This window comes from Borborobacter xinjiangensis, assembly GCF_047739745.1.
Taxonomy (GTDB): domain Bacteria; phylum Pseudomonadota; class Alphaproteobacteria; order Rhizobiales; family Rhizobiaceae; genus Pseudaminobacter.
In genome coordinates, this window is record NZ_JBLLVA010000016.1 from 1 (window position 1) to 14,387 (window position 14,387).

15 protein-coding genes and 2 pseudogenes are annotated in these 14,387 nt (G+C 56.2%); 7 read left to right on the plus strand and 10 right to left on the minus strand.

Going from position 1 to position 14,387, the window contains the following annotated elements; translation table 11 throughout:
- Positions 1–824: antitoxin Xre/MbcA/ParS-like domain-containing protein (locus tag ACLKMW_RS16675; RefSeq protein ID WP_458575173.1), on the plus strand; the 824-nt coding region annotated here is incomplete at its 5' end.
- 389 nt (positions 825–1,213) lie between these two features.
- On the plus strand, positions 1,214–2,380 hold the full coding sequence (locus tag ACLKMW_RS16680; protein ID WP_415725626.1) for a porin: 1,167 nt from the start codon (positions 1,214–1,216) through the stop codon (positions 2,378–2,380).
- A gap of 708 nt (positions 2,381–3,088) precedes the next feature.
- Here the strand turns inward: ACLKMW_RS16680 and ACLKMW_RS16685 are convergent.
- Positions 3,089–3,634: pseudogene (locus ACLKMW_RS16685) on the minus strand (Na/Pi cotransporter family protein); the annotation flags it as partial.
- Between the two features lie 157 nt (positions 3,635–3,791).
- Between ACLKMW_RS16685 and ACLKMW_RS16690 the strand changes: the two are divergent.
- Positions 3,792–3,923: a hypothetical protein gene (locus ACLKMW_RS16690; protein ID WP_415725627.1), complete on the plus strand. Its 132-nt coding sequence runs from the start codon at positions 3,792–3,794 to the stop codon at positions 3,921–3,923.
- Between the two features lie 234 nt (positions 3,924–4,157).
- A pseudogene (locus ACLKMW_RS16695) lies at positions 4,158–5,340 on the plus strand (tyrosine-type recombinase/integrase); the annotation flags it as partial.
- A 282-nt stretch (positions 5,341–5,622) separates the two neighbouring features.
- On the opposite strand, the gene ACLKMW_RS16700 reads toward ACLKMW_RS16695, so the two are convergent.
- The 4 genes from ACLKMW_RS16700 to ACLKMW_RS16715 all read right to left on the minus strand — a co-directional run bounded on the left by ACLKMW_RS16700 (position 5,623) and on the right by ACLKMW_RS16715 (position 8,927).
- On the minus strand, positions 5,623–7,044 hold the full coding sequence (locus tag ACLKMW_RS16700) for an aldehyde dehydrogenase family protein (RefSeq protein ID WP_415725628.1): 1,422 nt from the start codon (positions 7,042–7,044) through the stop codon (positions 5,623–5,625).
- A gap of 132 nt (positions 7,045–7,176) precedes the next feature.
- The gene (locus tag ACLKMW_RS16705) at positions 7,177–7,473 is read right to left on the minus strand and encodes a dehydroquinate synthase/iron-containing alcohol dehydrogenase family protein (RefSeq protein WP_415725709.1); all 297 of its coding nucleotides are present in this window, start codon (positions 7,471–7,473) and stop codon (positions 7,177–7,179) included.
- Between the two features lie 335 nt (positions 7,474–7,808).
- Positions 7,809–8,267 carry a hypothetical protein gene (locus ACLKMW_RS16710; RefSeq protein ID WP_415725630.1) on the minus strand — a complete coding sequence of 153 codons (459 nt, stop codon included), beginning with the start codon at positions 8,265–8,267 and terminating at the stop codon, positions 7,809–7,811.
- A gap of 57 nt (positions 8,268–8,324) precedes the next feature.
- Positions 8,325–8,927, minus strand: coding sequence for a hypothetical protein (locus ACLKMW_RS16715; RefSeq protein ID WP_415725631.1), 603 nt, complete (start codon positions 8,925–8,927; stop codon positions 8,325–8,327).
- Positions 8,928–9,043: 116 nt separating this feature from the next.
- Here ACLKMW_RS16715 and ACLKMW_RS16720 point away from each other — a divergent pair, with 116 nt between their 5' ends.
- Positions 9,044–9,580 (plus strand): helix-turn-helix domain-containing protein, encoded by a 537-nt coding sequence (locus ACLKMW_RS16720; RefSeq protein WP_415725632.1) that lies wholly within the window; start codon positions 9,044–9,046, stop codon positions 9,578–9,580.
- A gap of 160 nt (positions 9,581–9,740) precedes the next feature.
- On the opposite strand, the gene ACLKMW_RS16725 is transcribed toward ACLKMW_RS16720, so the two are convergent.
- Both ACLKMW_RS16725 and ACLKMW_RS16730 read right to left on the minus strand, forming a co-directional pair.
- Positions 9,741–10,766, minus strand: coding sequence for an RcgR family putative quorum lactone hydrolase (locus ACLKMW_RS16725; protein WP_415725633.1), 1,026 nt, complete (start codon positions 10,764–10,766; stop codon positions 9,741–9,743).
- The gene (locus ACLKMW_RS16730) at positions 10,756–12,369 is read right to left on the minus strand and encodes an RcgA family putative transporter (protein ID WP_415725710.1); all 1,614 of its coding nucleotides are present in this window, start codon (positions 12,367–12,369) and stop codon (positions 10,756–10,758) included. The genes ACLKMW_RS16725 and ACLKMW_RS16730 overlap by 11 nt, the downstream gene beginning before the upstream one ends.
- A gap of 114 nt (positions 12,370–12,483) precedes the next feature.
- Here ACLKMW_RS16730 and ACLKMW_RS16735 point away from each other — a divergent pair, with 114 nt between their 5' ends.
- Positions 12,484–12,606 carry a hypothetical protein gene (locus ACLKMW_RS16735; protein ID WP_415725634.1) on the plus strand — a complete coding sequence of 41 codons (123 nt, stop codon included), beginning with the start codon at positions 12,484–12,486 and terminating at the stop codon, positions 12,604–12,606.
- Between the two features lie 159 nt (positions 12,607–12,765).
- On the plus strand, positions 12,766–13,077 hold the full coding sequence (locus ACLKMW_RS16740; RefSeq protein WP_415725635.1) for a hypothetical protein: 312 nt from the start codon (positions 12,766–12,768) through the stop codon (positions 13,075–13,077).
- On the opposite strand, the gene ACLKMW_RS16745 is transcribed toward ACLKMW_RS16740, so the two are convergent.
- The 3 genes from ACLKMW_RS16745 to ACLKMW_RS16755 are packed head-to-tail and all read right to left on the minus strand — an operon-like array spanning position 13,074 to position 14,376.
- Complete coding sequence (locus ACLKMW_RS16745; protein WP_023774993.1) at positions 13,074–13,238, minus strand: hypothetical protein; 165 nt, start codon at positions 13,236–13,238, stop codon at positions 13,074–13,076. The genes ACLKMW_RS16740 and ACLKMW_RS16745 overlap by 4 nt on opposite strands.
- Complete coding sequence (locus ACLKMW_RS16750) at positions 13,235–13,777, minus strand: thermonuclease family protein (RefSeq protein ID WP_352656903.1); 543 nt, start codon at positions 13,775–13,777, stop codon at positions 13,235–13,237. Before ACLKMW_RS16750 ends, ACLKMW_RS16745 begins: the two co-directional genes overlap by 4 nt.
- Complete coding sequence (locus tag ACLKMW_RS16755; protein WP_352656906.1) at positions 13,774–14,376, minus strand: hypothetical protein; 603 nt, start codon at positions 14,374–14,376, stop codon at positions 13,774–13,776. Before ACLKMW_RS16755 ends, ACLKMW_RS16750 begins: the two co-directional genes overlap by 4 nt.
- Between the last annotated feature and the right edge of the window lie 11 nt (positions 14,377–14,387).

Here is a 14,387-nt window from a genome sequence, read left to right on the forward strand (position 1 = left end):
CAAAGCTCAAAATAGCCGAAACTCTAACTCTCAAAATGGACCCGTTCTCAGGGGGAAGGCCAGGTACAAGAACGCGCAACGGAGGACTAGATCAGCAGAGCACGCACGTGGTGCCAACAGGCGCCGTTGCCCATGCATTTCAGGACTTTGGGGGCCACGAAATGACTAAGTCTTTGGACTTTGCAAATGGAATTCACCGGGATGAGTTTGAAAGCTTCATCGCGAAGGAAGTCGAACGAGTGCTGGCTCAGTACAACCAGGTCGTAAAAACGAATGGTTTGATCTCGACTGGCAGCGTTGCCATTCATAGTGACTTGGCGGGTTTGGCGTCGGAATTTTTGCACACGCTCGCGGCTGAGGCGGCACGCCGTTTCAGCGGCGGTCTCGAAAACGATGAAGTGCCCTGTCTTGAGACACGAAACGAAAGCGCGCACGAACCCCATGATCCGCATGCTCGCGATAGCGAGGGCACTGTCGCATCTGTAGGTATCGAAGAGTGGGCCGGACGAGTCGTCGGGTCAACCTATCTGGAAAAAACCCTCCGCATACCGCGATCGACATTGTATTGGTGGCAGCGTCGCAACGACGTCGTCGCTTTGCGAAAAGGCTCCCGCAAGCATGTATTTCCCTTGGCCCAATTTGTCGATGGAAGACCTGTTCCCGGACTGCGGGAAGTGCTCTCCTCGATCGCCAATCCCAGGTTGGCGTGGCTCTGGCTGAGCCGCCCATCGGCTCTTCTTAATGGTCGAGTTCCCGTCGAAATGCTTAGACAGGACCTGGTAGCGGATGTCATTTCAGCCGCACGAGCCTTCTCCAAGCGGTAGGGCTGCTTTGACGAAAGTACGGCAAAATCGCACTGACAATCGGTTGGGCGGCAGATTCGCCTGCAGAGTCAAAATATATTGGAGTAATATCGCGGATATAGAATCCGATGATAAGTATATTGTGCAGTCCGTGCAGTTTGTACAGACTGTATAATTTGTCTAGGATGTATCATGTATATTGTAAAGTTGTGATATATAAGCAACGGAATACATTCCGTATTCGAAGATCGTCCAAATTGTGTTTTAATTGTTCTCCATCTCTCGTATTTTAAAAATGCGAGAAGGTAGCGCGATGCGTTACGTTCTCGGTCGTGGGGACGGGAAGGGGATGCTGCTCATCTGCAAAAATGTCCTGACCCTTTTTTTAATCTTTTGAGTGGAGATCAAAAATGAACATCAAGAGCCTTCTTTTCGGCTCCGCTGCGGCTTTGGTCGCAGTTTCCGGTGCGCGCGCTGCCGACGCTGTCGTTGCCGCCGAACCGGAACCGGCCGAATACGTCAAGATCTGCGATGTCTATGGCGCGGGGTACTTCTATATTCCCGGCACCGAGACCTGTTTGCGCATTGGCGGCTACATCCGTTACGACATGGGCGTCGGTGACTCTGGCACGTTCGATGGCGTCAACCACGTTCCGGATCACATGGATGCCGGTGAGGACCACTCGACCTACTACAAGAACACCCGCTTCACACTGAAGACCTGGACCGGCCAAGAAACCGACCTCGGCACGTTAAAGACCTACACCGAGACCCGCTTTCAATTCGGCAACTCCTCTGGCGATTATGACGTCCAGACTCCAGCCAACAACGGCTGGCAGGCCGCCAACAAGAGCGTCACCCTCAACTTTGCCTGGATCCAGCTTGGTGGTGTGCGCGTCGGTAAGGACGAAACGGCCTATGATACGTTCATCGGTTATGCCGGCAATGTCGTCCAGGACACGATCATCCCGTATGGCATCAGGGACACCAATCTTATCAGCTACTACTTCGATGCCGGTAGCGGGTTCACGGGCGTTGTCTCGCTAGAAGAAGGCACCGGCGCAAACACGATCGACAGCTATATTCCGCATGTCGTCGGCGGCTTGAAGTACAAGGCCGACTGGGGTGCGGTCACCGGTGTCGTCGCGTATGATAGCAACTATGAGGAAGTGACCGGCAAGGTTCGCCTGGACGTCAACGTTACCAAGGAGTTGTCGTTGTTCGTCATGGGCGGCTATGGCACTGATGACAACCTAACAGACCCCAGCAACGCCATCAACGCTCACGGCCGTAGCCAATACAAGCCGTGGGGGGGCAACTGGGCTGTCTGGGGCGGCGGCACCTACAAGTTCAACGACAGGACCTCGTTCAACGTCCAGGCTTCGGCTGACGACGACAAGAACATCGCTCTTGCGGCGAACGTCGCCTACACCATCGTCCCGGGCTTCACGGTCACGACCGAAGTCGACTGGGATCACTACGGTAATTTCGGCAACGGCTCCCTCTATGGCAACTGGACCAAGGCTAACAAGAAGGACGGCATCGGCGGCATCGTCCGCTTCCAGCGTTCGTTCTGACGGATTGACCAATTGAAAGGGTGCCCGCGGTGCAGCCGCGGGCACTCGATGAAGTGGAGATCGATCGGCCGGTGCACTAATGGTATCGCGCCGCACTCTCCATCATGCCTTTCAGCAAACACGCGGGCTAGCCCTGTAGCCCATCCGTGCCCGCCGAAGCCATCATTGCGCTGTCTGCTGAAAGCTGCCGGACCGCAATGCGCCTCATATCAGACCGCCAAGGCCGCCGATTCCATTTCCTCCATCATGTCAACCATCGATACTCCAGCCGAAAGCCGCCCATCGATGAAGACTGGAGTGTGTACCCGGACGTAGTGAGACCAATCCGTTTTTCTAGGTGCGAACTGCGATGTCCCCTTAAGTCGCATCGTCAAAGCCCGGCGTATGCTTTCGCCCTATGGCCCTTCCGCAGATGCGATAATCACTACGATCGAGCATCATCCGCGCCGTGAACATGACTGCACCGTCCTGGACCTGTCTCGGGCGCTTCCTGGTCACCGTCGCGGTAGACCTGTATCAGCCTGAGGCTGACCGCGCCCAACCGCAGGCGCTGCCGCACGACATGCGCGGTAATGCCGAAGCGAGCGGCGATTTCCTTCGCACCCCATCCGCGTTCGTCGTGAAGCTTACTGAAGGCCTCGAATTAGTCGGCAGGGTGCAGATCTTCTTCTCGACCAATTGACGAAGATTCCGGTCAACAATGTCGCCGACATGCTCAAGGTTGATGGCGTATGAGATGATCTCGGCCGACCGCTGTTGGTCCTTGCTGGCAAGTGCCGTGCGATTGAGCTTGGCAAGATAGAGCTTTACAGCGCTGTTCAGACGATCGACCTCGTCGTCCAAGGCGGCGCTTCGCTTGGTGTCGTTCTTTCGCAGCGCTTCGAGATTGGTCTCCAGCATAGAAGCCACGCAATCGCCAATTCGCAGTGTTTCTCGTGCCGCAGCCGCAGGCGCCATGGTCGGCTTGTCCAAGATGCCGGCATCGAGATGGCACGTACCGTGGTCAGGCAATACGGCTTCGGGCAAGATGCGGCGCATGAGCAAGCAAAACGGGCTAAGCAACGGCAACACTACCGCAGCGAGGATTAGATTGAAGGCGATGTGGGCATCGACGACGAGTTGGGCGGGGTTGTTGCTAATGGTCAGGAGGGCGGAAGTCGCCTGTTCGGAGAAGGGTAGTACAATCCCGCTGCCGATCAGGCGGACGAGGAGATTGCCGACAGTGACCCGTCGAGCGAAAGGCCCCCTGCCCATAGGTGGCAATCACCGGCGGTATCGCTCCTCCCAGATTGGCGCCAAGTACAAGAGCGATGCCAAGACCCGGTCCCACAGTCCCGCTGGCGGCCATTGACACGCGAGAAGGACAACCGCGAGGCTGGACGACGACGCAATTGCCAGCACCGCGGCGACGATGACTGCAAGCACCGGCGCGGCGTTCAGAGACGCCATCAAGGCCAGCAAGACCTGCGAATGTTTCATGGGAATGATTCAGGCCTACCCAATCGCCACCGAAAATATGCCACTGTTCGCCGTAACCATCTGATAACAAATATAAATCCATTCAGAGACAATCAGCGGCAATCGGTGCGCAGAGATTGGATCTGACGGACCGGTTGACGGCCCTTCCCCATATTGCTCGCTCGAATTTTTCGAACCGTCGGATCCAATGAGGCTTTGACGGTACTTTTTTATGCCTTAAGGCATTGAAGAAAAAACGAATTTACAGCCGAGAAGCCTCAAAATTGTACTGACGGTACTTTCCATGAAACAAACAGGAATGTTGACGGACACCGCCCTTAAAGCACTGAAACCAACAGAGAAACCTACAAACTTGCTGACCGTGACGGCATGTATGTCCGCGTCATGCCCAGTGGTGCGATCTCGTTTCGGCTTGACTACATGCTCAATGGACGTCGCGAGACGGTCTACCTAGGCAGATATGGGAGAGACGGTATCTCGCGATCGAGAAGCAGCGTGACAAGCGCCGCCTGAAAGAGGCAAAGAGTTTTGGCGAGTTCGGGGAGAAATGGCTCACAGCCGCGCCGATGGCCGACAGCACACGCGCTATGCGGCGCTCCATCTTCGTGCGGGAGCTTCTTCCGGCCTGGCGCAATCACCTCCTGACGGAGATCACTCCGGACGATCTTAGGGCCCACTGTGGCGCGATAGTTGAACGTGGTGCTCCTGCGACCGCTATCCACGTAAGAAAAATCTTGAAGCAGATTTACTGCTTCGCGATCCTGCACGGGGAGAAGGTGGCCAATCCGGCTGATGAAGTTGGGCCCGCGTCAATTGGTACTTTCGTGCCAAAGGACCGCTCGCTTTCGCCCTCGGAAATTCGCGTGATGCTGAAGCAGCTGGAACACGTCGCCACACTTCCCACGATCCGTTTGGGAATGCAGCTTTACCTGCTCACGATGGTGCGCAAGAGCGAGTTGCAGGACGCGGTATGGGACGAGGTCGATTTCGAGAATGCGGTCTGGACGATCCTGAAGGAACGTATGAAGCGATCGAAGGCGCATAACGTCTACCTGTCACGCCAGGTGCGCGACATCATGATCGCCCTGAAGACCTGTGCAGGAAATTCCAGATACCTTCTTCCATCGCGGTACGATGCGGATGCTCCGATGTCGCGCGCCACGTTTAATCGGATCACTTACGCAGTTGTCGAACGGGCGAGGGCGGTAGGGCTACCTCTGGAGCCGTTTACGGTTCATGACCTGCGGCGAACGGGCTCGACCCTGTTGAATGAACTTGGCTTCAACAGCGATTGGATCGAAAAGTGCCTGGCGCATGAGGATGGGCGCTCGTCGCGTGGTGTCTACAACAAGGCCGAATATGAGATGCAACGCCGCCACATGATGCAGGAATGGTCAGACATCATCGATGCCTGGGTCGGCGGCAAGAAGTTCATCCCGACGCTCATCCCCCCGTTGCTGTCGAAGACGGCGATGCAGCCAGTGTCCCCTTCACCGGGCACGGGCTGGCTGCTCATGCCAAGTCTTGCCGCTCCACCAAACATCTCGGCGCCGACCACGACCTTGTATCCGAGAGCCGTAGGTTCCGCCGCGATGCGACGAGTGGTTTCGATCTCGCGCCAGCCCAACTCGGGATGAGCGTGAAACTCGCGACGCGTCCTCGTCAGCCAGGAGGACAGGCAATTGGCTTCGCGTCGAAGGCGGTGGACCAGCCACTTGCTTGGCGATGTTGCAAGAAACGCCTTGCTCACAGCCGAGTGCTCTTTAGCCCCACGGGCTTTGCCAGACATTGTCTTCCATCCACACACTTTTGATTTTCATGTGCTGCTGAACGGCTTCCTGGCCCATCTCCACTCCAACACCGCTTTGCTTGTAGCCACCATAAGGCGAGCCGGGATGAAGGCTGTGCGCTGTGTTGATCCACACCAGGCCCGAGCGGGCCTCGCGCGATACGCGGCGCGCGCGCTGAAAGCTGCTTGTCCACACCGTCGTCGCGAGGCCGTGGCGGGTCGCGTTGGCCATCTCAATGGCTTCGTCATCGCTGGTGAACGAGGTCACGGTTATCATGGGACCAAACACCTCTTCTTGTGCGATCGCAGCAGTCGGGCTCACATCGAGGAAGATTGATGGGCTGACATAAAATCCAGCCTCGGGAAGCGATCTTGACGGAAGTTCCAAGCGTTTCAGTCCCGTCGTGGATGGCCCCGCCAGATGGGCAAGGATCATGTTGCGGTGGCGAGCCGATATGACCGGTCCGATCCTGGTCTCGAGGTCGAGCGGGTCCCCGATGACGATGTCGTTCAGGCGGCTGGCGATCCTGTCGACAAAATCCTTGGCTATTGAAGCCTCGACGAGGGGTCGCGAGCCGGCGGTGCAGGTCTGCCCCGCATTGTTGAATGCCGAGAAGACGAGGGCATCGGCAGCACGATCAAGATCGGCATCGGCGAAAAGGATGAAGCCGGTCTTTCCTCCAAGTTCGAGGGTAACAGACTTGAGCAGATCGCCAGTTATGGAGCCGATGTGGCGGCCGGTGGGAGTGGAGCCTGTGAACGTGATCTTGCCGATATCTGGATGGCGCACGATCATTTCACCTATGGTGGCGCCGCTGCCGTTGAGTACATTCAGCAATCCAGCGGGCAGTCCCGCTTTGTGCGCGATCCAGGCTAGAAGCAAAGCCGACAGCGGCGAGGCTTCAGCCGGCTTCAGGATGACCGCATTGCCGGTGGCCAAAGCCGGCGCGATTTTGCCTATGGCGTTGGTCAGCGGGTAGTTCCACGGCGTTATCGCACCGACTATGCCTATCGGCTCATATTCGACTAGGTTGGTGCGGCTGGGCTGAACAGGAACAACAGCGCCTCGCAAACGGTCGGTGGTTCCGGCAAAGAACTCAAAAATTCGCGCGGCCCGTTCAACGTCACGCGTGGCCGTGTCACGAATGGGCCGTCCTGAATCCAGCGTGTCCAGCGTGCCGAGCGCGTTCGCATGCAGCCTGATCTCATCGGCGATCCTGCGCAGTATTCGGGCCCGGTCTTGGTCATCGGATAACCACCATGCCTGTTGCGCACGCCGTGCCGCTTCGACGGCGATTTCAAGATCTTGCGTCGACGCAACCGTACATCGATCAAGGCTTCGCCAACAGTTGGGTCGATGCACGGCATCGTCGTGCCGGAGGAGGATGGCCGCCACGCGCCATCGATCCAAAGGGAAGCGACAGGCCCGAAACCCTCCGGCCAGCAAGCCGAAAGCCGCTCTTTTCGCAGGGCAAGCGGGATCACCGCGCCGGACGTCATGATGTCTCTAGGCATATTCAGATTAATCCTACCAAGCTGATTTGAGCCAGGCGACGATCTCGTTTTTTCTCGCTGGGCGGGGATTCCAATACGTTTGAGGATCGCCCAGCACATCTTGGGCGATTTGCTCGAACTGGCCTTCCGGCAGGCCGATCGCCGAAAGGGTTTTGGGTGTTCCAAGACTGTCGGCCAGTTGTTCGATCCTCGCGATAAGCAGGCGCGCCGGATGTTCGTCCCCGTCAGCAGCGATGCCAGTAGCCTGTGCCATCTCTACAAGGCGGCCATGCGCTGCCTCGAAATTGAAGCGAAGGCTTTGCAGAACCATCACGGAATTTGCGCCTCATAAATGCAGCTCGAGTTCATTATCTAAGATGACCGTACAAATAGCGGTTCCATAATATATCTTACGCGATCTTCACCAGTCGAAGTAAATATTTCTTAATATTACAACGTATGAATGGAGATTGCAAGTATTATTTATCTCCGAGACGCAACCGATCAGTGCTTTAGCAGTAAGGGTTACTCTCATTGTCGGTTCGACAGAACGATATTATTAACACCCCCCTCACCGTCCCATTAAAACTGGACGGGGGACTTCTGCACCGCCGGCGTCCCAAGTGGGACCATATCGGCCTTCGCCCGCCTCCCCTCTCGGCGCGCTCACTTGTGGGGCATGCAATAGACCCCCTCGGATTCCATCAGTACCGCGCCACCCTTCAATTCGCTCAGTGCGCCGACCCACGCTTGCGAATAAGTGCGGCTGGCATCCACGGCCGTCAACCAAAGAACGCGATTGTCGGCCAGTTCAACTTTAACTTCCTGCTGCAAAGGGCTCCCCTGCACGGTCTGCTGATAGTGGCGTTTGATCCTGACATTGCTGGCCTGAAACTCAGCTTCGTTGCTGCCGTAGTTCAGCACAAATCGAGTGTGGTCCTCAGTCACTGAGCAACTGCCATCACGCTCACACACGATTTTGGCAGCGGTCTTGCAGTCCCATTTCAGTGAAGCGGGCCACATAGGATTGTCCACGTTTGATCGCGGCTTGTCGCTCTGACCAGCCGCCATCAACACAGCGCCTGTGTTCAAAATCACAGTGGACAGGAGAAGTACCTTAAACACTACAAACCTCCCAGAATTGTGACCGTGATATTGCCTCGTCCTGCTCGATCGCCTGGCTTAGGGCATGTTGAGATTGAACCAGCTTTTCTGGCGCACGCCGTTCGTGTCATCATACTCGATGAACCAGTGCTTTCCGCGCATCGGTCGAGGGATGGTGAAGTAGGTGGGGCCATTACCAAGGGAATGCCCTCGATCGTTTCCCGCGGTCTGGATTGTTGCCGCAACCACCTTACCGTCGATTTCGATTAGGAACGAACGGGATCCGTCTCCATGATACCCGCCGAGGGCGTTGTTTTTGAAAACAACGGGCAAGGAGAGCCTATCGGCCGCGATGCGGCAGATGTTCCGTTCTTGACCTAAGCCCGGCCGATCGGATTCGGAATTGCCAACTGCTTGCCAGCCAGACGGACAATCCTCATACTTCTCAAATCTCGCCGCGCTGGAGTTGGCTTGCGGGCAGGTCGGCCAATTAAAACCCGGGGCTTCCATCGCCGCAATCAACTTGTAAATTGGCGGGTGGCACGAGGGGGTGCCTTGCCAGTCGCCGGAAAGACATAGGAGGACCTGACAGCCCCATTCCGACGCTTTCGATTGGGATGGAAGAGCTGAGGCGCCCGCGATGGCGACGGCACCCCCTAGTAGGTATTTGAGTATGGTCATAGCCTTTCCTCGCTGCAGATTTGACAGTTTACTATGGATGATCCGCGCGAAAAAGGACAGGTCGAAAAGGCAGGTTTGTGCGACTACATCGATTTATGAAACGAGACGACGGAGGCGTGGTCAACAACCCGTTGCGCGCCAACATTGCATTGACGCTTGAGCGGGAGAGAGCCAGACGCGGCCTATCCCATATGCACATGGCCGAACTGTTTCGGACCGCCGAGGGCGAAAAACTGGCCTATCGAACCTACATTCAGACTGTGCGTCAGAAAAATAATGTCACATTGACGACGCTACAGATCATGGCAAACGGCTTGCAAGTGTCTTTCGCAGGACTGCTCGCCGGCAGTAAGAAAGTTCCGGATCGGGCGCATCGGTTGGACGACAATGCGATCCGCAAGCGGCTGGCGCACATCATCGATTTTGAGCGACAACGACGTAATTTGCACCGCTATGAGATGGCCGAGCTCATCGGCGTAGCGGAGGCGACATACATGAAACTCGAACGCGCGAGTGGCAATATCAGCGTGGACACGATTGCGGCGATCGCCAAGGCGTTGAAACTTGATCCGGCGACCTTCCTCTTTTCCGAAAAGAACCCGCCTGGCAGAGCCGACACCTCGCCCCCCACGAGTGTTCCTAAAGGGCCATAATTCGCCCAGCGCCGGCGTCGCTCCTTTGCCCTGCCGGTCAGGCCCGGCGGCCGACTAGCGCCCCCCGCCGCGGCTGTCGGGCCGCTGCTGTCAGCGTCGGCTGTTAGCGGCGGGAATGATAACAGGACTTTGACAAGATGACGACCGGCCAAAGCCAAACTCATGCTCGCCGGGCCGACTTGTCAGCACGCGACAGAAACCGTTTCAAGCTCAAACCGGCCAATAAAATGTAAGGCGACATGGCGAGCGAATAGTGACCACAGTTTAATTTCAAAATATTTGGCCTAGCTCCGGCGTCCTTCAGCCTCTGCATGAACCTCTCCGATAGCTCTGGCAACACCACTTTGTCTCTCTTAGCCAACACGACATGAAGATCGAGATCAGGCCGCGCCAAACTATGTGCGTAATTCTCCAAGTTAAGTGGACCCCAGGCCCTTCTGAGATCGGTCAGCTCAATCTCAGGCTCAAGGCTATCACGTATCAATCGTGTCGCGCGACCCGTCCAAACCATATCCGCTAGACTCCCGGCCGTCAGAAACAACGAGGCTTTTGACACAGCCGAGTCGTGCGCCGCGACCATCCCCGCAACCCAGGAGCCTAAGCTCATACCGAGAACCGAAATCTCTCGATAGCCTTCGATCTTCAACCAACGTATGAGTTTTCGCCCATCCAACACTGCCTGCCTTACAGATTGGATCGTTCGACCGAGATTAGGGCTAAGCATATAGTCGGCGTGCACGGAGCCGGGACGGCTGCGTTCGAAGTGATAAGGCATAGCAATCTCGACAACCGTGATGCCACGCTGCGAGAAAAAATTGGCAATCTGACGATTCCGGGAGCTTGCATTCCAATGGTGAAAAATCACCAACGCCTGATCGAACGACCGGCTTTCTGTGATTTTCGCCGAGACGACATTGTTCTGTTCGATATCAGTAGAAATGTCCGATGGAAATTTGAGCCACCCATCTAGCTTTTCAAACCCCTGATCACTCACATTCGGGTCATCGAAAAAGGCTGGATCAGCTACGGCCTGGTCCGCAAGGGCACAGAATTCCTCGATACTTTTTATCTTCTTCGCACCTGGAAAGGCGCGTTCCGCGTCAAGGGCGAAATCCGTTGGTTTCTTCCCTTCCTCACCGCGTCGCGCCCGCCGCTCATCCCAACGATCAAGCCAACTATGATACACTCTGATTGTTTCCTAACTTACTCGCTTGCCCTCGCCCCAACCCTGGATCAAACAGGCCGTATATTGCGAACAGCACTCCAACGCCCAGAAGGATCGAAAAGCCAGAAAATGCATCGATCAGCAAATAGCTAGCCACGAGTAACGCTACGATCACTGACATCCTCCACAAATACATACAAAACCGACGCTCGACACCTAAACGGATGGAGCCGTACAGAAATACAACACAGGTCGAAATAGCGATAAGAAGGCTACTGTAATGGGTCGGCCTACGGTAGATGATCCCGGCGCTCACATCATTGCGCTCATAAACGGCGGAAGACATATCGCCGACCAACCAAGACACAATATTCTCTCCACGCGATGTCAGGTAAGCACTCTGGAGCTTCATTACTATGGCGATCAGAAGCCCCAAAACAGTACACCGAAAAATCGCACGCATAACCCTGAGGCTGGCTTCATGGAGCTCGTGTTGATAATCCACCTCCGGCCGATTACTCGCTGCTTCTCCAATTCTCCAAAGATCATGGATCACCGTATAAAGCAAAATGAGGCCTACGAAGAACAGATAAAAACAGAGGCACATATACAGGTAAGCGAGCCCCGTGAAAACGATTGCTTCCGGCACCGATATAACCTCAGGGCGCACAATCGCTAACGAGCCCCAATCCGTCGCATAGTTGCCACCACCTTTGAGCAACGGGATTAAAGACACGCCGATCCACTGAAAAAGACCGGCGAACACCACACAAATCAAAAAAACCGCCCAATATGAATACGAAGAAGCTTGTACGGTGCGAGCCCAGGCATCATCGCTTTTCATCTTGTCGCCCTGCGCTACAAGCTTTGGGCGGCCTTCGTCTTTCCAAAAGGTCACCAGCTCGGTCACGAAGGCAAAAAACAGTGGCAAAAATACCATGAAGACGAATGTCCAATTCGCCGTCCAAAGAAACCCAACCTGCTTGACGACGCCATCCGCCCGGTCATACGTCACGCTGTGAATCCCCGTAAGATACGACAAAAACCCAAGAGCGGTGACGCCCGCAAACACCGACGTCGGTAAATTCAGGGGAGATCCGCGACTAAAAAACGCCTCCGATTTCCTCGCCAAACTAAAACGCCGGCTCGGCCCCTTGGGGTCAGTATCCAGTGTCAGCTCTACCGGGGAGTCTGTCTCGTCGTCGAAGGGCGCAGTCGGTGCCGTACCTGGAATCTCCTGTGCAACGCTGCTTCCGGCCCTCCTCCATTCTCGTCTCTTGGCCGATAACCGCGATTGCGCCTCACTAAGCTCAATCTGCCATTCGCTAGTTGCGACCGGATCATCGCATCCAAAAATCCTGGCCAGCCAACGAATGTTGGCAATGCTAATTCCCTTCTCGTTCTCTTGAAACCAAAGCTGCACCGTTCGCAGATCGACCCCAACCCGGTTGGAATCAATCAGTGAAATCGCCTCTGCAAGGAGCTCGGGCGTCCATGGGCCAGCAGGAAACCCGTCTTTGGCCAACAGTCGACCCGCACCCGCCGCCGCCAGTCGTTTGAATAATTCTTTGAAATCACTCCCGTCTCTCGGCGGAGGGAGAAATAACTTTCCGTTCCTAAACAACAACTTATAGGCTCTAGTTTCGTTCCGTTTCGCTAGGCTTCGTATCCTATCGTGCCTTCGTCCTCAATCAACGTTTTTATCAACTCGATTTTGGCCGGCAAGGGAGAAGATCGGATGACGGGTGTCCCGCTGGAGAGGCTGAACGCGGTTGCTGCGTGGGAAATGTTTCGCAAACCGCCGGCCAAGGGCAATTTCGACTACAATCTGAAACGTTTGTCTGGTGGCAGGGTAGTGTGACCGCATGAGCGAAAAGTAGCGGTAGCCAGGGCTTCGGGAGCCCGAGAAGCAGAGGATGAACCCATCCCTATTTTTCTCGCCTCCCCAGGTATCATTTACGAATTGTCATGCGCGTGGAGCCGGTCGATGCCCATTCAAGTGGTCTGTAACAACGGAGTGATGGAAGAGCCCGATGGGGTCGCGAATCTGCTCGCGGCGCATCGTCATGCAGTCGCCATGGTTGAACGTCTCGGCAAGCGATGGCTGAGGGCCGAAGGGCCGGACGCGACTCTGATCGGCCGGCGATTGGATTCGGTCATGGCGGAGGAGGCTATCGCGCGTCGGCGCGCCGCCGCTGCGCCGGTGGCCGATGTCGTTGAGATGAAAATGAAGGCAGCTTATTTCCGGCGGTTGTTGGGGAACGACTGGTGCGAGGTTGATGTCGACGATTTTCGCGCGTTGCTCGGTTCTTTTGCGAAACTGCAGTCCTAGGAGAAGAGCGCTGAAATCCATGAGGCCACGGTATTCCAGGCCGCATAGATTCCTGCCGGCACCAAGATGATTGCGATGAGAGCGACAGCATCGCCGATGGCGCCGTCAGTGCGTCCTTCCACGGGATAGTAATATCTGTGCGCATCATCGTCGTGCTTCATTGTTGTCTCTCCGAACGCTTGTTTAGCAGCAGCTGCACAGGATGCTGAAACGTCGTGCCCCACAAACCCGCACGTTTCATCTTAGCGTTGATTTCCGCGACGAGGTAGTTCTCATTGACGGCTTTGCCCTTTGCTGTCGTTGCGGCAAACGCATATCCGGTCGCTATGAGCGCGGTGCCAACGTCAATTGTTTCGCCATTGAGCTGCGCACCGCACACGACAAAAACCGCCTTGTCCAGGGCGTGGCCGATTGGCTGGCACGTAACCGCCGCGCTGTCGAACAGCGCTGCCAGATGCGCCAGCGAGGTGTTCCCGCAATCGATTTTGTTCCCATTTGGCTCTTCGGCTGATGTGCCTCGAAGACATGACTGGACGCCATAGAGGCGGAAAAGGTGATCTCCGTCACGCCATGTATCTCCAGTCAGCAGTTGAGCTGATTTCGATACCGCGAGGGGCACGGCAGACTCCGATGCATCCTGGGCCTGTGCCGATGCACACAACCGAAATGCGGCCAGCACTGCGAAGCTCGCCCGCTTCATTCCTGGAACTGTCCACCGAGTTCGGCGGAATGCTCGAGATCCGGGCGCAGCGACTTGCCGTCCTTGTTGCGTCCGATCGCCGCCATGTCGAAAAAAACCATTTCGTCGTCGTCGTAGGCGACGTTGTACGGGTCGTTTGCGTTACCCGCACCCACGAGCGAGAAGCACGAGACAGCGTCGGGTTCACCCTTCCTGCTTTGCAGCACGAGTGTTTTGCAAAGCACGACGGATGCACGATCGTTGTAGATCGCCTCTTCGTAGTCCTGCGCGGCTTTCGTGCAGTCCCACTGCTGCGTCTTGTACGCAATCTTCGGTTTTGGGCAGGCGGCAAGGCCGCGCAGCCGGTACGTCACGCCGTTGACGACGCGCTCGGTCGCCGACGGCACTTTAACTGGCCCGATGAGAGCGGCCGCGTCGCGCTGAAAGAGCGCGCCTTTCCCATCGTAGCGTTCATAGACGAACACCTTTTCGCCCGGCTTCGCAAACTGGAGCAGATAGTGCTCCGACGGCTGTGCGAAGGCGCTCGGGGCGTCGGCGCCAGCAGCATAAGCCAGGGTGCCCTGGAGCAGCAAGACCGTGCAAAGGGCCGTCTGTTTCATCGAAATCCGTC